The sequence below is a fragment of the Ignavibacteriales bacterium genome (assembly GCA_026390595.1).
GTDB lineage: Bacteria > Bacteroidota > Ignavibacteria > UBA10030 > UBA10030 > UBA9647.
On the sequence record JAPLFQ010000019.1, the window covers coordinates 14,520 to 35,543 of the forward strand.

At 55.7% G+C, this 21,024-nt stretch carries 10 protein-coding genes and 1 riboswitch; all 10 genes read left to right on the forward strand.

The window, feature by feature from the left end:
* Positions 1-6: 6 nt before the first annotated feature.
* The 10 genes from NTU47_07685 to NTU47_07730 all read left to right on the forward strand — a co-directional run bounded on the left by NTU47_07685 (position 7) and on the right by NTU47_07730 (position 20,892).
* Positions 7-1,050 (forward strand): PorV/PorQ family protein, encoded by a 1,044-nt coding sequence (locus NTU47_07685; GenBank protein MCX6133676.1) that lies wholly within the window; start codon positions 7-9, stop codon positions 1,048-1,050.
* A 264-nt stretch (positions 1,051-1,314) separates the two neighbouring features.
* Positions 1,315-1,707: a GxxExxY protein gene (locus NTU47_07690; protein ID MCX6133677.1), complete on the forward strand. Its 393-nt coding sequence runs from the start codon at positions 1,315-1,317 to the stop codon at positions 1,705-1,707.
* A 106-nt stretch (positions 1,708-1,813) separates the two neighbouring features.
* On the forward strand, positions 1,814-4,153 hold the full coding sequence (locus NTU47_07695) for a PIG-L family deacetylase (protein ID MCX6133678.1): 2,340 nt from the start codon (positions 1,814-1,816) through the stop codon (positions 4,151-4,153).
* 26 nt (positions 4,154-4,179) lie between these two features.
* Positions 4,180-5,547, forward strand: a complete 1,368-nt coding sequence (locus NTU47_07700; protein ID MCX6133679.1) for a GWxTD domain-containing protein — start codon at positions 4,180-4,182, stop codon at positions 5,545-5,547.
* On the forward strand, positions 5,526-6,410 hold the full coding sequence (locus NTU47_07705) for an NHL repeat-containing protein (protein ID MCX6133680.1): 885 nt from the start codon (positions 5,526-5,528) through the stop codon (positions 6,408-6,410). Before NTU47_07700 ends, NTU47_07705 begins: the two co-directional genes overlap by 22 nt.
* Before the next feature lie 114 nt (positions 6,411-6,524).
* Positions 6,525-6,950 (forward strand): single-stranded DNA-binding protein, encoded by a 426-nt coding sequence (locus tag NTU47_07710; GenBank protein ID MCX6133681.1) that lies wholly within the window; start codon positions 6,525-6,527, stop codon positions 6,948-6,950.
* Between the two features lie 118 nt (positions 6,951-7,068).
* Positions 7,069-8,760: a gamma-glutamyltransferase gene (gene ggt / locus NTU47_07715; protein ID MCX6133682.1), complete on the forward strand. Its 1,692-nt coding sequence runs from the start codon at positions 7,069-7,071 to the stop codon at positions 8,758-8,760.
* Between the two features lie 788 nt (positions 8,761-9,548).
* Positions 9,549-9,794, forward strand: a riboswitch (cobalamin riboswitch).
* A gap of 144 nt (positions 9,795-9,938) precedes the next feature.
* The gene (locus NTU47_07720) at positions 9,939-11,918 is read left to right on the forward strand and encodes a TonB-dependent receptor (protein ID MCX6133683.1); all 1,980 of its coding nucleotides are present in this window, start codon (positions 9,939-9,941) and stop codon (positions 11,916-11,918) included.
* Positions 11,919-12,112: 194 nt separating this feature from the next.
* Positions 12,113-13,198: a YncE family protein gene (locus NTU47_07725; protein ID MCX6133684.1), complete on the forward strand. Its 1,086-nt coding sequence runs from the start codon at positions 12,113-12,115 to the stop codon at positions 13,196-13,198.
* A 470-nt stretch (positions 13,199-13,668) separates the two neighbouring features.
* A complete protein-coding gene (locus NTU47_07730) occupies positions 13,669-20,892 on the forward strand; it encodes a T9SS type A sorting domain-containing protein (protein ID MCX6133685.1) in 7,224 nt (2,407 codons plus the stop codon).
* Positions 20,893-21,024 lie beyond the last annotated feature (132 nt).

Below are 21,024 nucleotides of genomic sequence, written 5' to 3' on the forward strand. Positions count from 1 at the left end.
AGTTTTATGAAACAGAAAGCAATCTTCGCAGCCGTATTGCTCTGCATGGCGGTGATGCTTCTGGCGGTGCCGGCCTTGGCCCAGCATCAACGCGTGGGAGCTGTTGCTGCGCCTGAGCTGCTGATTCCCGTGGGTGCCAGAGATCTCGCACTCGGCGGATCAAGCATCTCCACGACCAAAGGGGTTGAGGCTATGTATTGGAATCCAGCCGGCCTTGCCCATATGGACGGTGGTGCAGAAGCAATGTTTTCATCGATGTCATACATTGCCGATGTTAATGTTGTCTATGGAGCAGTCGGCGGTAAGTTCGGCAGCTTCGGCAACGTCGGTTTCACAATCAAGTCGCTCTCGTTCGGTGACATCCCGTTGACGACGGAAGACGATCCGGAAAACGTGTCCGGCCGCTTCTACTCGCCAACGTTTGTCACTGTCTCGGCAGCCTATTCCCGTCCCCTGACGGATGCCATCACCATCGGCTTCGGTCTCAAGCTGATCTCTGAGAAGATCGATCGCGTAGCCTCGTCGGGATTCGCGTTTGATTTCGGAGTCCAGTATGCCGGAGTTGTCGGTGTGCAAGGGCTGAACCTTGGCCTCGCGGTAAAGAATGTCGGCCCGCAAATGAAGTTCGAGGGCACGGGTCTCTATCGTCAGGCGATCGCAACGGGCGGAAATCGTCCGCAGGAATTCTATCTCCTGCAGGCGGCCTCGTTCGAGCTCCCGGCATTGGTGGAAATCGGCTTGTCGTATGATTACAAGCTGGCCGATAACTTCAATGCTCTCGTGAGCGGTTCGTTCACGAATAACAATCTCTACTTCGACTCCTACAACGGGGGCCTTGAGCTTGCGTACTCAATGGAAGACGTGAAGCTCTACGGCCGCGGTGGATATTCTGCTGTCCCGCAAAATTCGGACAACGAAATCTACGGCGCCACGTATGGATTCGGACTCGGCTATAATCTGGGAGGCATCAATTTGGTCCTGGATTATGGATATCGCTCAGCGAAGTACTTCAGCGCGAACCAGGTGTTCTCGGTGAAGCTCGAGTTCTGAGCCGATTGATTCAGCTGTAGCAGGTCAGAGAGGCCGCCAGAGCATGGCGGCCTCTCTCTTTTTCTGGGGACGGAGAGCAAAGGGTTTCCCGTGGCTTTTTCGAAGATTTATGCCGTTCTTGTTGCAGTCGGTGCAATCAAGCGTTGGAGATGCGATGCGAGGATATCTCTTCTCGACAATAGTGGCTTTCAACGCTGAGACGCCGAGTCCGCCGAGAATCGCTGAGCGATGAACATTGCGGGATATTGAACTCAAGAATTCGCTGTGGGTACGGCATTGCACGAAAACGATATATCAGAAAGAATTATTGGTTGTGCGATCGAAGTGCACAGGGCCCTGGGTCCAGGGTTGCTTGAGAGCGCATATGAAGAATGTCTTGCAGCCGAAATGAAGTCGCAGGGGCTGCATTTCGAGCGACAGAAGCCAGTGCCGCTTGTTTTTCGAAATCTGAAGCTTGATTGTGGGTACAGGGTTGATTTTCTAGTAGAAGAGAAAGTTGTCGTGGAGTTGAAGGCACTGGATGTTTTGCCACCAGTCATAAAGTCCCAAGTTTTAACATATGTGCGTCTGCTAGACAAAAGGCTTGGGCTCCTGATTAACTTCCATCATGAGATTCTTGTCAAAGGAATTCGGCGTATCGTAAACAAGCTTGAATGAGGCTCTGCGATACTTGGCGTTCTCCGCGCCTCTGCGTTGAATCACTACAAACCGACATGTACTCATCACGCTTCAATTAAACCAAATCTTCACATCCTTCTGAACGATGAATAAGAACATTCGTGCACTGTTCGCCTTTTTCTTCCTCGGTGTAGCCACGCCGGCGTTTGCCCAGTACTTCCCCCAGACTGGCAAGGAAGCCCTTCACCAGCGCTCCCTTGACGCCAGAGCGCGGCTCAACGTGCTCTCCATTTCCCTTCAACCCGGGTATGAAGACCTTGCAACGCTGGCATATTTTCGGATAGGCGTCGGCGCAAGAATCGTCAGTGCCTACGTAACGAACGGGGAAGCGGGGGAAAGCGATGTGCGGGCGGAATACCCGTCCTACCTTGCCGCGATGCGAAGAAGTGAAGCTGCCGCGGCTCTCTCGCACCTGGGCGGCGAGGAGTATTTTCTCAACATGCAGGATTTTGGCGCTGCCCGTGACACGGCAGTGGTCCGGTCACAATGGAGCATCGATACGCTGCGCATGCGCCTGAACAAACTCCTCACCGATCTTCGCCCGGATGTCATTCTGATTGCGCGGGATTGGGCCGTCGACGGACGGAGCCCGCAGCGCGAAGTGCTCGCCGATGTACTGCTCAATGCGCTCCGAAAGCTGGAACCGACAGAAGCAGAGAAGAGGGCAGGAGGAGCAGATGAAATGTTCCGATGGAACGTCGACAGAGTGCTTCTGGAAACCGGGTCTCGGGTTGGCGCGCGTGTACCCGTCGACCGTGTGCATCCGTTCTGGAAGAAATCGTATCTGATGATTGGCCAGGAGGCAGGAAGAGCATATGCATCGCTCGCCGTTCGGCGGACGCAGTGGTACGGATCGGGACAACCGATTGCCTATGAGGCCATCTACCCGCGCCCATCCCGGCAGATGAAATCAGTCGATGAGGGATTGCCGCGCCCTGCACCTGCGCGCATCATGGGAATCGATGCAGGAATCGCGGGCGTAGCGCGGACCATTGCAGGCGGAACCATGTCCACCGCCTCTCAAACCGACGCTCTCCGGCGTGTGGCTGCCCTGATCGATTCTGTCGATGACCGGCTGACCCGCCCCCTGGATCTTCCGTCACAGGCGCGCAAAATCTGCATGCAATGGAAGATATCGCTCGAAAGCCTCCGCCTCGCATTGCTCGGCGTGGAAGTCCGGTATTCGGTCAACCCCATGATCCTCACGGAACGTCAATTGGCGCACCTGACGATAGACTCAGTCGCCGGAATCAGGCCCGGAGACTCCACCTGGGTCTACTTCCCGTTCATAGAACAACAGTGGTATGTGGATGAGTCGCCCGGCAAGATACGGGCACTCCGGCTCCGCGATTCATACCGCCTCCTGACCCCGTCGCGGCTTGATCATGATCTTCCGGCAGCTGGAGAAGGACTTACGCAGACAAGCGTTGGGAAGAATCTGACGTTTTTCATCATGTGCAAGTCGAAGACGCGGGAGCAAAACTTCGTGTACCGGGCGACGACGCGCATGCTCTACTCCGAGAGATTCAGCGCCGAAGTTCTCACGCCTATTGTTCGCGTCTTCCCGGGTGAGCAGGTGATTGTACGCAATACCAACCATTCGCGGGATGGGGTGCGGGACTCCGTTTATGTAGATGATTCCCTGGCCACGAGCGGCAAGAAAGAGTTCCGGATCAATGTGAAGGACCAAGCTGAGGTGGACACTTTGGTTCTGGACTGGAAGCGCTCGCTTGGGGAAGGAACGTACATCGTGCCTGTCAGCATAGCCACAAAGAAAGTCGCGAAGTTCGCCGCGCGGCAGTTCGAAGCTCGGGTCGATTCAAACATCCGCGTGGCTCTGATCACCGGCTTCACGGACGGTACCACGGGAGAATCGCTGAGACGGCTGGGAGTAGGGTGGAAGGAACTCAGGAACGCCCGTGCAGTGACGGAACAGCTGGGAGGGTTCAAGGTGGCGATCGTCGATCGCAGAGCGATGACGCTGATGAGAGACCTCGTGTCGTGGGCGCAGTATCTCAAGCGCTTTGTGGAAGGCGGAGGACATTTGATTGTTCTCGCACAGGACGCGGGCATTTGGAACTCCGCTCCTCTCGTTGAGGGGCTCCATCTGACTTCATCTGATGCGTTGGAGGAAGCAGCAGAGGTGGAGAGCGATTCTCTCCATCAAGTGTTCACGCGTCCCAACCGCATCACATGGGAGGATTGGGAGTTCTGGCTCTTCAGACGTGCACACAACATCCTGAGCGGACCTGCGCTCGAAACGGCGCTCGTCCCCTTGAAGGCGAAGCTCGATCGAAGTCCGCTGATCGCGGAATGGCGCATGGGTTCGGGGACGCTTACGTACGTCGACCTTGCTCTCCAACAACAGCTTCTGAATATCCATCCCGGCGCATTTCGGCTGCTTGCAAACCTGATTTCGTATTGATATATTACTGCAAAAGGAGAGTTGGAATGAAAAGGATATTCGGATTCGTTCTGCTGCTGGTCTTTGCTGTTTCGCCCGGGTTGGCCCAGAAACCGGCGCAGAAACAGAACTTTGTACTAAACATTGACTATGCGAAATTCCACAACAACGATTCCAGCGGCTATCTCGAAATCTACTATGGATTCTACCCGAGCCTGATCAGCTACGGTAACCGGAACGGACAGCGCATGGGCGTATTGAAGGTGAATACGCGCGTCGTGGAGGAGAAAACCGGCGCATACCGGGTGAATATTCTCTCGACGGTGCTGATCCCTGCCCCGGACAGTTCTCAGATTTCAGTCAGATCGGTGAGCATCAGTCAGGCCGGTCACGCGCTTCCGTTCGGTGACTATCGGCTTGAAGTGTTTGCGGTCGATTCTATTTCCCCGACGCGAAAAGACAGCCTTTCGATTCCGGTTCAGATTCACAGCTACGGAGCAAGTGCGTCCATCAGTGACCTCGAGTTGTGCTCGAGCGTGAAGAACTCTGACCAGAAGAACGATCTCTACTTCAAGAATTCTTTGGAGGTCATTCCGAATCCAACTCTCGTGTTCGGTGCATCGTCGCATCCAATGATGTTCCACTATTGCGAAGTCTACAATCTCGATACTGCGCAGACATATGTGGTGAAAACACAGATCGTTGGCCCGGATGGTAAGCTCGCAAAGGAATCCCTAAAAGCGCGGCATTTCGGAGTAAAAAGCGCAGTGGAGGCCGGAATGTCGAACGTCGCATCCCTTTCCTCGGGCAAGTACCGCCTGCGCCTCGTCATCGTGGACGAGAAGGGGACAACGACAACGCAATCCGAAAAGGCATTCTACGCCTACAATCCCCACATCCAGTCCACAATGCCCGCGGCAGCATCGATCAAATCGTCTGAGCTGGCTGGCATGACGGCAGATGAGCTCGCGGATGAGTTTCGCAAGGCCCAGTATGTCGCGTACGATCAGGAGATACGGATGTTTTCGCAGATCACTTCGGAGGACGGACGCCGTGAGTTCCTGGCGAAGTTCTGGTCCGAAGTTGAAGCGGGAAGATCAGGGAGGGCGGGCATCCTGCGCTCCGTCTACCTCCAGAGAGTCCTCAACGCCGACCAACGATTCCGTGCGCTTGGCAGGCCCGGATGGCGGACCGATCGCGGCAGAGTGTTGATGCTGTATGCCGATCCGGACGAAATAGAACGCTTTCCGTCCTCGCAGGACACCAAACCGTACGAAACGTGGCACTACTATTCCATCGAAAACGGCGTGGATTTTATCTTCGTCGATCGATCGGGATTCGGTGATTACACGCTGGTTCACTCCACGAAGCGAGGCGAGCTACAGGATCCTGATTGGCAGCGTTTCCTCAAATAGTCGCACTTCTGCTGAGTGTCGGGGCTCCGGGCTTTGAAACCCGGACCGATACGTCGCTCGCAGAAGTTCAGATCCTCGGTTCGTTTCTTCAGGCGTCTCGCCTCGTCACGACTCCTCAGGGGTGGATCTACGTCACCGACTCCGAGCGTAATGTGGTCTTCCGGCTCAAAGGGGATGACGCCGCCGTCAGTTCTGTGGGAGGCTATGGCTGGGCGTCCACAACGTTTGACAAGCCCACAGGTTTGGCCACGGACGGGCTGAATCTCTACGTGTCCGACTACGGTAATCATCGCATCCAACGATTCGACAGCAATCTCAACTTTATCTCCTCGTTTTCCACGCGTGACACCTCCTTTTCCAATGCACGGTTTGGATACCCTCTCGGCGTTGCCCTTTCGCGTCTTGGCGATCTCTTCGTGCTCGACGGCGACAACCTTCGCGTAATCAAATTCGCGGGGAACACCCGTTTTGAACGGTCCTTCGGCGACATCGATGATCAACGCTCGCGGCTGCGGCAGCCTGAAAAAATCCTCGTTGGACTGAACGACCAGGTGTACGTCCTGGAACCTGATCGCCTTCTCGAGTTCGATTATTTCGGTCACTATGTCCGGACGATCGGGGTGGGGACCTTCAACGATGCGTGCGGGTTCTGTCTTCTCGGCGGCGGAGCACTCGTTGTCACGCCTGCCGCACTGTTCTGGTTTGGCGGGAGAGGAGAACTTGTTCGCACTCTTCGGCCAACCGATCTGCAAATGAAAACCGAACGCGGTCCATTCAAAGACGTCGCATACGCCGGCGATCGATTGCTGGTGCTGACGGCGACACAGCTGCATATCATCCAGCTGGTACTTGGCAGTCATTAATTCGCCAATCGACCGCACCTTGACATTCAATCGCTTTTCTGATAACTTGCCGTAGAGAAAAGCGTTCAGCTTCATCAACTACTATCGATATTCGTTCCCAGCGGAGGATTTACTATGGCATCTCGCAGCGTAAACAAGGTTATTCTGATCGGCAACCTTGGTAAAGATCCGGAGCTTCGATATACCAGCGGCGGCGTGGCAGTGGCCTCGTTCAGCGTGGCCACCAACGAGTCGTGGAAAGACCCGCAGGGGAATGCCCAGGAGCGAACCCAGTGGCACAACATTGTCGCGTGGAAGAAACTGGCCGAAATCTGCGGCGAGTATCTGAAAAAGGGGAGCAAGCTCTATCTCGAAGGACGGCTTCAGTACCGCAACTACGACGACAAGCAAGGTGTCAAGCGATACGTGACAGAGATCGTGATGGACGAGATGGTTATGCTCGACGGACGCGGCGCCGGCACGGCAGCATCGGCCCCGGATTCGGGCGGAGCGCCAGCACAGGATGAGCCGGGCGGCAAGATCGATGATCTCCCGTTCTAACTGGGATCGGGCCACCTCCTGATTCTCTGAGTATTGTGAATTCAACTGAGCGACCGGCTTATGATCGATACCCGGTCGCTTTCTTTTTCTCACGGTCATTCAAACCGACAGACTCACAATGAAATCCCTCGTCGCGTCTGCGCTCATTCTGCTTCTGCTGGTCCCCTCGGATTTATTCGCTTCCAAGCGCCCGGTTCGTGCACGTCACGGCATGGTGGTATCGGCCGACGCCTACGCATCGAAGGTCGGAGTCCAGATCCTTCAAAACGGAGGCAACGCTGTCGATGCCGCAGTGGCGGTCGGGTTTGCTCTCGCAGTAACATTTCCGGGAGCCGGCAACATTGGCGGCGGCGGTTTCATGGTCATCCGCATGGCTGATGGGCGAACGACAACGATCGATTATCGGGAAAAAGCCCCGGGGGCAGCGCGTCAAAACATGTTCCTGGATGACAAGGGGAATTTTGTGCCGGAGAAAAGCCAGGACGGTTATCTCGCTTGCGGTGTGCCCGGATCGGTGGCAGGGATGCTCTATGCCCTGGAGCACTACGGTTCCCTCAACCGGAACAAAGTCATGCAACCGGCGATCGACCTCGCATCGAAAGGATTCCGACTCGGCCACGAGTTCACAGATGAGCTCAAATCCGAAATTCATGAGTTCGGCAAATGTCCATCGACCCGCAAAGCGTTCACGAATGACGGGAAACCTCTGGAAGAGGGGATCCTGTTTGTTCAGAAGGAGCTCGCCCGAACACTGCAGCGCATTCAGAAAACCGGCAAGGACGGATTCTATGGCGGTCGTACTGCCGATCTGATCGTTGCGGAAATGAAGCGCGGCGGCGGTCTTATCTCGCTGGACGACCTTCGCTCCTACCAGGCTATCGAGAGACCTCCCATCCGTGGCAGCTATCGCGGATATGAGATCATCTCGATGGGACCCCCGAGTTCGGGGGGGCTGGTGCTGATGGAAATGCTGAACCTGCTCGAACCGTACACGATAGGTTCATTTGGATTCGGATCCTCAAGAACAATCGGCACGATGACGGAAGCGATGAAGATCGCCTACGCAGATCGGGCTGAGTTCATGGGTGACGCAGATTTCTACCCCGTACCCGTTGACCGGCTCATCTCGAAAGAATATGCCGCTGAGCGGCGGGCGCTTCTTGACACGACGAAAGCGACGCCAAGCCGGCAAATTTCCCACGGCGCAATCGCGGTGAAAGAAGGGATCCATACAACCCATTACTCCGTTGTCGATCAGTGGGGAAACGCAGTGTCGGTGACGACGACGATCAACAGCTGGTATGGAAACAAGATCGTCGTTGACGGAGCCGGCTTCTTTTTGAACAACGAGATGGATGATTTCGCAGCGAAGCCCGGCGTCCCGAACCAGTTCGGCCTTGTTGGCGGTTTCGCGAACTCGGTTCAGCCGAACAAGCGCATGCTCAGCGCAATGACTCCGACGATTGTGCTCAAGGAAGGCAAGCCATACCTCGTTCTCGGCAGCCCGGGAGGATCGACGATCATCACATCGGTTCTCCAGGTGATCATGAACGTCCTCGATCACCGCATGAATGTCGGCGAGGCGAACGATGCCCCCAGGTTTCACCACCAGTGGCTTCCGGACACGCTGCAGAGCGAGCGGTTCGGGTTTTCAAAGGATGTGATCGAGAACCTCGAGAAGCGAGGATACAACGTCCGGCCGCGGGGTGGAACGCTTGGCCGCGTAGAAGCGATCATGATCGACCAGAAAAACGGTTTCCTCTACGGCTCGACCGACCCGCGCGGCTACGGCGCGGCGGTTGGATACTAGGGTCACGCTCTGTCGTGACCACCCTGTTCGGACGTGACGGAGCAGGTCCGCTCCAACACGGGACATTACGCTCCGTGGCGACCGCGCTGTCCTGACGTGAGGGAGCAAGTCCTTCCAAGGTACTTAGTCATACTCCTTCGTGACCATCCCCATGTTACCCCATGCTGCCAAATCGAAAAACCCCCATTCATTTGCCGATAGTTGAGATCCTCAACCGTCCCAACATCGTCTTCATTACAGTTTGTTCAAAAGACAGAAAGCCGATTCTGTCACAACCTGATGTTCATCGATTGCTCATCGACGCATGGAGAGAAGCCCACTTGTGGCGGGTAGGCCGATACGTGATCATGCCAGATCATATCCATCTTTTTTGCTCTCCGTCATGCTCCGAGTACCCCGACCTGAAGAATTGGGTGCAATACTGGAAATCATTATCGTCTCGTTTTTGGCCGAGACGTGAAGAGCAACCAGTTTGGCTGAGATCGTTCTGGGATACTCAGGTGCGGAACGGCGTGAGCTACGAACAGAAGCTGGAATATGTTAGACAGAATCCTGTCCGGGCCGGCTTCTGTCGGAATCCCGAGGCCTGGCCGTTTCAGGGCGAACTCAATGTCCTCGAGTGGTTTGGATAATGCGCATCCACAAAAATGGGAAGCCATGGATGTTTGTAGTCACTCCAGTGATGATATGGCTGATTGTCAATTGACCGTTATCCATTGACCATTGGAAGTCTCTCTTGACTCTCATCCCGAAACTCTCTACTTTTCAGATGTAATCGAGTGTCGTTCTTTTCCATAGAACGTTTTGGTGTCCCGACATCATGAACTGATGAAGGGATGAAAAGGGAATTCCGTGCTCCGATCCGGTCCAGGCCGGGTTTGGAAATTCGGAAGCTGCCCCGCAACTGTAGTTCCGATCCTGCCTCGTGCAGGAAAATCTCTGACGCCAGAAGTCACTGCCTCGTTGCTGTTGGCGGGAAGACAAGTCAGGAGATCGGAAAAGCCAGGAGACCTGCCAGGACGCTGCTTCATCGCTGCACTGTTCTACACAGTGCGGCGCGCTTCCGGTTTTGTGCCGGGAGTGTAACCTTCGCGGGAGGGTACTCATCAGGCATCGATGTCCGTCTGTGTCTTTCTTTAGCCCCCGTCCCGCGAAAATTGGATTGGGGGTTTTTTGTTGTGCGTTTGATACGTTCCATAGTGCTCCTCTCTGTTGTCGTTGCCACCGGGCTGATCTCGCAGGTGAAGAACTCTGCGGCGGACAGCCTTGCGCAGAGTCAGCACGACCGCCTCTATACAATGCCCGAATTCGTTGTCTCTGCAACGCGTTGGCAGGTGAACGTGCAGCAACTTCCGTCGAGCGCGACGGTGCTGACGTCTGCGGACCTGCTAGGCGCAAACGGCAGTACCCTCGAAAACGCTCTCGAAGGAGTACCCGGACTTTTTCTGAAATCCTACGGCGGACCCGGCGCTGTGACGACGTCGTCGATCCGGGGAATGGGGGCCGAGCATACGCTCGTTCTCATCGATGGGCAGCGGTACAACAATGTCCTCGATGGCCAGGTCGATTTGGGCGTCTTCCTGATGCAGAATGTCGATCGGGTTGAAGTGCTTCGGGGTGGATTCTCTTCCGTGTATGGAGCGGACGCTGTTGGCGGCATCATCAACATCATTACCCGGCGGCCGGACGGAAAGCTCGATGTGCGGGCCGAGCTGGGCGCCGGCTCCTACGGCATGAGCGGCTTCCAGCTGGGAACCGACTTCAGTCTGTTCGGCGTGGGCATGCAGGTGGCTGCAAAGCGCGAAGCAGGAAAAGGGGACTATGAATTCGATTTCAACGATGGCATCTCTTCGAATTTGCTCCGCCGGCAGAATTCGGATTATGCTCTGCACCAGGTGCAGCTGCTCGCCGGCGCACTGCTTTCTCCAAATCTGAACCTGCGTGCATCCTCGATGTATGACTGGGCCGAGCGCGGATCGCCCGGAGCGGTCGTGACGGCTGCAAGCTACGCCATGGGGCGACTGGTTGACCGGGGGTTCCTGAACCAGGCGACACTAGAATGGACCGTCACTCCGGCGCTTCTGGCACGATTCCCTTTGTTGTTTCACTCACAGCGAAGAGAATACTCCAACCCACTCGCAGAAGTCGCGGATGGTAATGATGATGCAGTCTACAATGACCGGACGATAGCGTTCACACCGCACGTGCGGTATTTTCTGAGTTCTTCTGCAGCGATCGACGCCGGCGCGGAGTATTCGCGTTCCTCCGTGTCGAGCAACAAAGTTCTCGGCTCAACGCGTGAACAGGCCGGTGTCTTCGTTTCTTCCGATCACGTCGTGGAATTCCAGAACTCGTTGGTCTATCAACTTAACATCTATCCTTCGGTCAGGTATGACCATTTCTCCGACGTCTCGGATGCGGTCAATCCAAGACTCGGAATCAACGTGGGATTGTGGCGGCCCTCCGGTCTGCGATTGAAGGCGAGCTATGCGAAGAGTTTCAAGGCGCCGACGTTCGACGACTTGTACTGGAAGGGGGGAGGAAATCCTCTCCTCAGGCCTGAGCGGTCTCTCAGCTTCGATGCCGGCGTGGCGATCTCGCCTTCCCTGATCGGTGCGCTGGAGATCGAGGTCAATTACTTCGATATCCGCACGCATGACCGGATCGTCTGGAGCCCGGACAAGTCGGGCTTCTGGTCACCCAAGAATCTTCAGGATGTGCGGTCATCCGGCGTCGAACTGATCACTTCGTGGCATTTGTTTGAAGATCGGCTGATTCTGAGAGGCTTCTACTCCATTTTTGATACACGGAAAACCGGCTCCGCCTTGGCCGATGATCAGACGCTGAACAAACAGCTTCCATACATCCCGAGCGAGACTGCGGGACTTTCGTGCTCGGTCTCCATCGGGCGCACCCGGCTCAACGTCCATCATACGTTTACCGGTTTCCGGTATTCGACGGAGATCAACGATCCGAGATTCGTGCTTTCCGGGTTTGGAAAGACAGACGCCAACGTCTCCGTCCGGATTACCGAAGAGCCGTTCAACGCCGATCTCCGGTTCGAAGCGACGAATCTTTTCGAGTCGAGGTACGAACTCTTTCCAAGCTATCCAATGCCGCTGAGGAACTTCGCCTTGAAGATCCTCCTTGATTTCTAGCAGGTTGTTGAAATTTGAAGTTTCGCCACCTTGAGCGGAGTCGAAAGGTGTCATAAGATGCAAAAACAGGCTTCGACTTCCCGCCTGCCTCGTAGGACTGTAAATGGCGGGCAGGCGCTCGGCCTGACGATACTATTGTTTGTGTGCCTGTTTTTTTAACAACCTGCTAGTGACCAATGATGAACTCTGAGACAATGAAAATACTCGTGAGCCGTGTTGCCCTCGCCGTCAGCGCTCTTGCTCTGTCGCTTCACTTCTCGTTTGGGTGCAGGTCGAACCCGGCCGAACCGTCCGGCACGACGCCGACAAGCACCACAGGCGTGTACATCGTGAACGAAGGCAATTTCCAGCGGGGCAATTCGACGCTCACCGTCTATCTCCCGGACTCGAACAAGGCATACCAGGACGTGTTTGCCCTCGCCAACGGCCGGAATCTGGGCGACACGGGGAACGACATCGTGTTATACGGCGGAAAGGCGTACATCGTCGTCAGCGGCTCGCAGCGGATCGAGGTGATCTCGCTTGAAACGAACAAATCGTTCGGGACGATCACGTTTCCGGGAAAGCGGAATCCCTACAGGCTCGTCATCCTCAACGATGCAAAAGCGTTCGTCACGAATCTTTCCGATTCGTCAATCACAGAATTCAACCCGTCGACACTTCAGATCGTGACCGACCGGATCAAAGTTGGAACGTACCCCATGGGCATCCTGGGGGCGAACGGCAAGGTGTATGTCTGCAACTCCGGTTTCGGCTACGACAGCACGGTCACCGTGCTCAATGCGACGACCGGTGGACTCATCAAAACGATTGTCATTGGAGATAGTCCAAGCGAGATCGGTGTCGGGCCGAACAACGAAGTCATTGTGAAGTGCGATGGCCGGAGCGACTACGTCAAACCGGCGAATGATACGCCAGGTTCGATTTCGAAAATCAACGCGGACAACGATGTCGTGTTCTCGAAAGTGACCCTGCCGCTGGCGACCTACGGACATCCGGGGCGGATGACGATCAGCAGCAAGGGGGTGGGGTATTTCCAGGCGAAGACCGGCGTTATCAAATTCTCCTACACCGGTTCCATTATAAGCGTTGGCGGCACACCGTTTTCCACGATCACGGCATACGGTCTCGCGTACGATGATGTAACCGACCGGCTCTATGTGACAGACGCCAAGGACTATGCCCAGCCGGGCGACGTGTACATCCTCGATACCAACGGCGCCAGCATCAGGCAATTCCTGGGAGGCGTCATACCTGGAGCAATTGCCTTCAAACACTGACAACTTCTGTGCGGCGGGGGCTTTCCCAAATGTAGGTCGAAATTCCATTTCGACCACGTTGAGAATCCCGAAATCTCCGAAACTGAAGAAATCTTGACCTACTCGAAGAGGTCGAAAGTACTTTTGGGACAGCCATCTGCCCTTGCCCGCAACCCCTGTCCCAGCGGACAACCAATCGCTGCTCATAAGTTCTGCCCGCCAACGGATAGGCAGTCAGCGAACAGCCACTTTCTATTCTGTACTCCGCATCACCAATACACATCCCGCTGTACTTGACATTTGAGGTATCCTTCGGTAAAATTGCGCTGAGGGGTTGGCGTTCTCACGGGAGCTTGTCGCTTTCGTTGGTTCTCATCCTGCACCGAAACCCCCGTGATCCAACCGCTAGTTGACCGATCAGAAAAGCTCCGAAGCCAAAAAAAATCACAGGTCCATGTTCCCTGCAATCAGTTCTCAAGAGGGGTGAGGCCGTGAAATACCTTCGACTGTTTCTCGCACTCGCTGTCTCCCTTCTTCTCTCTGTTGGTGCGGCTTTCTCGCAAGATACTCCTCAACAAACTAAGCCCGACGGGACACTCGCTACAATCACGATTTCAGGCCAGGTTCTCGTCGGGCACACGGGATTGGCCGGAGTCACCATATCAGGACTCCCAGGTAATCCAGTCACGGATGCATCTGGCAATTACAGCGTCGTCTGCCCGGCTTTTTATTCAGGAACGGCCACGCCTTCGAAGGCGGGATACACCTTCAGCCCGGCATCGACGTCCTACGTCAGGGAGAGTGCGTCTTTGATCACCTCCTACACCGCTACCATCCTCACATATACAATCTCCGGCGCCGTGATGGACGCTTCTCAGTCTCCCATCAGCGGCGTCTCAATGAATGGCCTGAAGGGTTCTCCTGTGACCAATTCATCCGGGGTCTACACCGCGTCCATGGATTACGGTCAATCATTTACCGTCACCCCATCAAAGGCGGGTTACACATTCAATCCGCCTTCCATGCCTTACACCAACCTCTTGGCTAATCAAACTCAAAACTTCCAGGGGACGATTCAATCGTTCTCGATTTCTGGTGACGTGAAGACTTCTACGGGTGCAGCTATCCCCGGTGTCGTGATGAGCGGTCTCTCCGGAAATCCAACCACCGACGCGACCGGCCACTATGCAACGACAGTCAATTACGGCACTTCCTGGACTGTGACTCCAGCGCTGGCCGGATACACCTTCAGTCCAGCTAATAAGGTCCACAATTATGTGACTTCAAATATCTCCCAGGACTACGTTGCGACTCAACTCACATACGCCGTCTCTGGTACCGTAAAGACCTCCGCAGGAGTGGCGATCAGCGGCGTGACGATGAGTGGACTGACCGGGAGTCCCGTTACTGACGCAAGTGGCTTCTACACCGCCACCGTGAATTGGGGCTTCACCGGACCAGTAACACCAACTTTGGCGGGATATGCATTCTCCCCTTCCTCAACGACCTACGCAAACGGTGTGCAGAGCAATCAAACAACCAACTACACCGGTACTATACAGAAATTCGTTATCTCAGGCTATACGCGATTCTCGGACAGATCGGCGCTCTCGGCTGTGACCATGAGCGGACTCCCAACCAGCCCGACCACCAACTCCAACGGTTACTACAGTGATACTGTCACGTATGGCTGGAGCGGTACAGTAACCCCAACGAAGGCCGGATACACCTTCGATCCGGTCTCTACGACCTATAGCAATGTCTCTGCCCCCCCCCAGGGCACGAGCTACGAAGCTTCAGTCCAGACAATCGCGATCTCCGGCTTTGTAAGGGATGGAAATAACCGCTCAATCAGTTACGTGGTGATGAGTGGATTACCCAACAGTCCGACCACAAACAGCGACGGGTACTACACCTCAACCGTCTCCTACGGCTGGTCCGGAACTGTCACACCCTCGAAATCAGGCTACGCGTTTACGCCGGCTTCGGTCTCATACTCAAATGTGACGAGTAGCCAGACTGGAAACTACACTGGCACGCTTACATATACAATCTCGGGCTCTGTCAAAACACCCGGCGGTGCTGCAATCGCCGGCGTGACGATCAACGGATTGCCCGGGAATCCGGTGACCACAGTCAACGGCACGTACTCGGCAACGGTCAACTCGGGATGGTCCGGAACTGCGACGCCATCCCTGAGCGGATACGTCTTCAGTCCGACATCAAAAGACTTTTCAAACGTCACGTCGAATCAAACGTGCGACTTCACCGGGGCACAAAACTACTCGATTTCGGGAACTGTGACGAGGGGCGGGATGGGGTTGGGAGGGGTCGTGATGAGCGGACTCACCGGGAATCCCAGTACGAACCCGTATGGCTCATATTATGCCACGGTTACTGCCGGCTGGTCAGGCACGGTTACGCCTACTCTCTCTGGTTACCGCTTCCTTCCAACAGCAACAATCTACACATCCGTCGCTTCAGATCAATCGACCAATTACACCGCATACAGGCAATTCACGATTTCGGGAACTGTGAAGAGCTCGTCTGGGGCTGTGCTCACCGGTGTGACGATGAGCGGGCTGGGAAATACCGTGACCGACGGGAACGGCTCCTATTCTGCAGTGGTGGACTCGGGTTGGTCAGGGACCGTCACGCCGATTTACACGGGCTATGATTTCTCGCCGGTGTCGATGACGTACTCAGGCATTACGGGGAATCAATCCAAGGACTATACCGGGACGCTCAAGACGTATACGATTTCGGGAACGGTCAAGACCTCTGCGCAGGTCGCGATCCCGGGAGTTGTTCTTAGTGGGCTGACGGGCAATCCGAGCACCGATGCCTCGGGGGCCTATTCGGCCAGTGTCAGCTACGGCTGGACCGGAACAGTGACCCCGACGAAAAGCGGCTACACATTCTCACCGGCCAGCACGGACTATCGCTCGGTCTCAAGCAGTCAATCGACAAGCTATGTCGGAACGCTACAGACGTTTACGGTTTCAGGCTACGTTCGCACAGCGGCCGGGGCGGGGATCAGCGGCGTTTCGCTCAGTGGTTTCCCCGGGAGTCCCGCGACGGACACGTCCGGCTTCTATTCCGCAGCTGTCAGCTACGGATGGTCAGGCACAGTCACGCCCGCGAAGACCGGATACACGTTTTCGCCTTCCAACTCCACGTACAGCAATCTGACATCGAGCCAATCGACAAACTACACCGGTTCTCTTGCCACGTGCACAATATCCGGCACAGTCAAGACCTCTGCCGGAGCAGGGATAGCGGGAGTAGTGCTGAGCGGTTTGACGGGGAATCCTTCGACGGACGCGTTGGGCGCGTATTCGGCCACTGTGAGCTATGGCTGGCAGGGGACCGTCACTCCTACGTTGAGTGGATACAGTTTCAACCCGGTGTCTACAACATACAACGGTATGACCGCAAGTCAGGTGACGCACTACGTCGGCACATCGCTGTCTTATACGATCTCGGGCTCTGTCCGTACATCCGCCGGAGCTTCGATTACCGGTGTTGTTCTCAGCGGTCTTCCCGGAAATCCGTCGACTGATGCAAATGGCGCGTACTCAGCTTCGATTACATATGGTTGGTCGGGGACCGTGACGCCGACGAAGCCGGGATACTCTTTCGATCCCGCCTCCAAAAGCTACAACGGAGTGAACTCGAGCCAGACCACGAACTACACAGGAACTCTCTCTACCTACACCATTTCTGGCACCATCACGACCTCAGGCAGGACTGGGATTAGCGGGGTTGTCCTGAATGGATTGCCCGGAAATCCGACGACGGACACTTCCGGATACTACCGGGCAACTGTGGACTATGGCTGGTTCGGAACGGTGACTCCATTGAAAAGCGGATACGGCTTCAGTCCGTCCTCCACAACGTACAGCAGCGTCGCAGCCAATCAGAATTCGAATTATACGGGGACGCCGCTTTCGTGCAAGATCAGCGGGACGATCCGGACTTCTGCGCAAACGGGAATCTCGGGCGTCCTCCTCAGCGGTTTGCCGGGCAATCCGACGACAGACACGTCGGGCGCTTACTCAGTAGTGGTGACCTACGGCTGGTCAGGAACCGTGACGCCGGCGAAGACCGGCTATAGCTTCAGCCCAGTATCGTCGACCTACGGCAACGTGACAACCGATCAGGTTACGAACTATACCGCCACATTGCTAACCTACGCCATCAGCGGTGCAATTCGGACTGCTGCGCAGTCTGGCGTCTCAGGTGTAGTCCTGAGCGGTCTGCCGGGAGATCCGGCAACCGATGCGACGGGTGCTTACTCGGTGAAGGTGAACTATGGTTGGTCGGGAACAGTGACGCCTGTAAAAGCGGGCTACTCGTTCAGTCCCGTATCGTCGAATTACCTCAATGTGATTTCCGATCAGGTGACGAATTATGCCGCTACATTCCTGACAAATGCCATCAGCGGCACCGTCCGGACGGCTGCAGGAGCAGGCATCAGCGGCGTCGTGCTGAATGGGTTGCCGGGCAATCCGGCGACCGATGCCACCGGTGCGTACACGGTCACGGTCGATTATGGATGGAGCGGTACGGTGACCCCGGCGAAGTCCGGATATACATTCAGTCCGCCGTCGACCAGCTATACAAATATTACGACGAGCCAAACCGGCAACTTCACAGGGACGTTGCTGATGTATTCAATCTCCGGATCGGTGCGGACTGCGACCGGAGCGGCCATCAGCGGTGTGCTACTGAGCGGTTTGCCGGGCAATCCGACGACAGACGTTACAGGTCACTATGCTGCGACGGTGGATTACGGCTGGTCGGGGAGTGTCGTGCCATCGAAGAGCGGCTATGTATTCGCGCCTTCATCAACTCCGTACTCGAACGTCACTGGTAATCAAGCTGCCGACTACGTTGGAGCGCCTTCGGCATACAACATTTCGGGATATATCAGAACCGCGGCAAACGTCGGAATTGCAGGAGTGGTATTGAATGGACTGGAGGGAACTCCGAGCACGAATTCTGACGGGTTTTATAGTGGAGGAGTGAGTTTCGGGTGGTCGGGAACAGTAACTCCGGCAAAACCTGGATACACTTTCACCCCGCCTTCCGTGACGCACTCCAATGTAACTGCCGACCAGTCACAAAACTACACCGGCACAACGATTGGATACACGGTGAGCGGTTATGTGCGCACCACGGCGAATGCGGGCGTCAGCGGTGTAACTATCAACGGACTGCCGGGAAATCCCATCACGAACTTGGATGGTTACTACTCAGCGCCGATAGACTATGGATGGTCAGGGACCGTTACGCCGGTGAAGCCGGGATACACGTTTGACCCGCCTTCAACCGCCTACGCGAGCGTCTCCGGAAACCAGGCGACGAACTATACCGCTACGTTTGCCAAGATCTTGGTCTCGGGATATGTGCGGACGGCAGCGAGAACAGGAGTCAGCGGCGTAGTGATGAACGGCCTCCCGGGAAGTCCGAGCACAAATGGGAATGGCTTCTACACGGCGACGCTCGATTATGGCTGGTCGGGGACGGTGACTCCAGTGATTGCCGGTTATTCGATAAATCCCCCCTCAAGTGTTTACTCAGGAGTGACAGCAGACCAGTCGACCGACTATACGGCGACAGCATTGACGTTTACGATTTCCGGGTATGTCCGGACAGCTGCCGGAGCCGGAATCAGTGGCGTCGTCATGAATGGTTTGCCAGGAAGTCCGGGCACAAGCGCGGATGGATTCTACGCCGGTACGGTGGACTACGGTTGGTCGGGGACAGTGACGCCCGCGAAATCCGGTTATGCCATCAGCCCATCCACAACAAGTTACACCAATGTCACATCAAGTCGATCGACTGACTATGTCGGGATCGTCCTGACCACTTCTGTCGCAGGGTATGTCCGCACTTCGTCGGGCTCGGGCATCGGCGGCGTTCTTATGAGCGGGCTGCCGGGGAGTCCTTCCACGGATGCGAACGGGTATTATTCCGTATCTGTGGACTACGGATGGTCAGGAACGGTGACGCCCGCCAAGGCCGGCCACGTGTTCAGCCAGCCGTCCACGACGTACAGCAACGTAATCTCGAATCAGTCAACCAACTATGTGGGAACGCCGCTAACATACACGATTACGGGAAGCGTCCGCATGGTTGGTGGCGGTGGGCTTGGTGGTGTGCTCATATCAGGGTTGCCGGTAAGTGTTACAACAACTGCAGATGGAAACTACACAGCGACGGTCGACTATGGATGGTCGGGCACTGTGACGCCGACGAAGGCGGGCTACGAGTTTAGTCCGCCGTCAAACACCTACACAAACGTCACGAGCAACCAGGCGAACGATTACATCTCCTGGTTGCAGGCGTACACAATTTCCGGATATGTCCGCACTGCGTCGGGTTTGGGCGTGGGCGGAGTGGTGATGAACGGTCTTATCGGGAACCCATCGACAGACTCGACGGGATTCTATTCGACGTTTGTGAATTATGGGTGGTCGGGAGTGGTGACGCCAACGAAGACGGGATACACTTTCAATCCGTTATCCTCTACCTACAGCAGCGTCGCAGCGAGTCAAACGACGAACTACGCCGCGTCTCTGCTCACGTTCACTATTTCGGGATTCGTCCGCACATCAGCGGGAGTGAGGATCAACGGTGTTGTCATGACAGGCCTCCCGGGCGATCCGGCAACAGACACTTCTGGTGCGTATACAGCGACTGTTACCTATGGCTGGTCCGGTACTACGAAACCTCTCAAAGCGGGATACACGTTCGATCCAACTTCGACTTCGCACACGAATGTAACGACTGACCAACGAAAGGACTATGTGGGGAAGTTGATTCAGAATCCCGTCCCGACGTTGGCAGGTATCATACCGACATCGGGCGTCAGAGGAAAGAGGGTTTCAGTTGTATTAGCAGGTACGGAATTCATTGCGGGGATCACATCGGTAGGATTCGGGGCAGAGGTCACGGCGGATTCGGTGATTGTGATTAATCCCACACAATTAAGCGCAATGCTTTCTGTCAGTGCCGCAGCGGCTGCAGGAGCGCGTGATGTTACAGTAACAAACAGCCCGCCTGGCGGCGGGACCGCGACGCTTTCTGCCGCGTTTACTGTGACGAATCCGGCACCATCGGTTGCCTCCGTTGTACCTGCCGCCGCCGGAAGGGGAAGCGTATTGATTGTCAAAGTGACCGGCTCGAATTTCATCAGCGGCATCACCACTGTCAGTTACGGCACAGACATCACGGTTTCCAACCTCCTCGTAAAAAGCCCCACGGAATTACAGGCAAGCGTCACGATTAGTTCATCGGCGGCTGTGGGCCTTCGCGCTGTGACGATCACCAATGCCGCTCCGGGCGGAGGATCTTCAAGTTTGCCGAATGCATTCAACGTGACGACGAGCCCCGCCACTGGCATTGTGGCTAACGGAGTCCTTCCGGACCAATACCTGCTGCAGGAAGCGTATCCGAACCCGTTCAATCCATCGACGAGGGTGGGGTTCGGTCTCCCTGAGGACAGCAGAATCACGTTGGACGTGCACAACATGCTTGGCAATGTCGTCGCTGAGTTGGTAATCGGCCAACGCGCGAAGGGGTTGTACGAGCTCCAGTGGCACGCGGATAATCTGCCAAGCGGTGTGTACCTCATCCGGATGCATGCCGAATCGCTGGAATCAACAAAGAGGTTCATCGCGTCTCGAAAAGTAGTGCTCGTGAAGTAACATCCGCTGACGATGCCACGCGCCGCTCAGGTGCGTGGCATTTCTTTGTACATCTTTCGCGCCAAGCGTTTTGAATTGCTCTCCTCGTTTTGCTGTCGTACTTTTCCCCCACAGCAGAGCCCATCTCTACAA

Excerpts from the sequence above, each read along its gene's own strand:
- NTU47_07685 (MCX6133676.1), top strand. The coding sequence starts at position 7 with ATGAAACAGAAAGCAATCTTCGCAGCCGTATTGCTCTGCATGGCGGTG.
- NTU47_07695 (MCX6133678.1), top strand. The coding sequence starts at position 1,814 with ATGAATAAGAACATTCGTGCACTGTTCGCCTTTTTCTTCCTCGGTGTA.
- NTU47_07700 (MCX6133679.1), top strand. The coding sequence starts at position 4,180 with ATGAAAAGGATATTCGGATTCGTTCTGCTGCTGGTCTTTGCTGTTTCG.
- NTU47_07710 (MCX6133681.1), top strand. The coding sequence starts at position 6,525 with ATGGCATCTCGCAGCGTAAACAAGGTTATTCTGATCGGCAACCTTGGT.
- ggt (MCX6133682.1), top strand. The coding sequence starts at position 7,069 with ATGAAATCCCTCGTCGCGTCTGCGCTCATTCTGCTTCTGCTGGTCCCC.
- NTU47_07725 (MCX6133684.1), top strand. The coding sequence starts at position 12,113 with ATGAAAATACTCGTGAGCCGTGTTGCCCTCGCCGTCAGCGCTCTTGCT.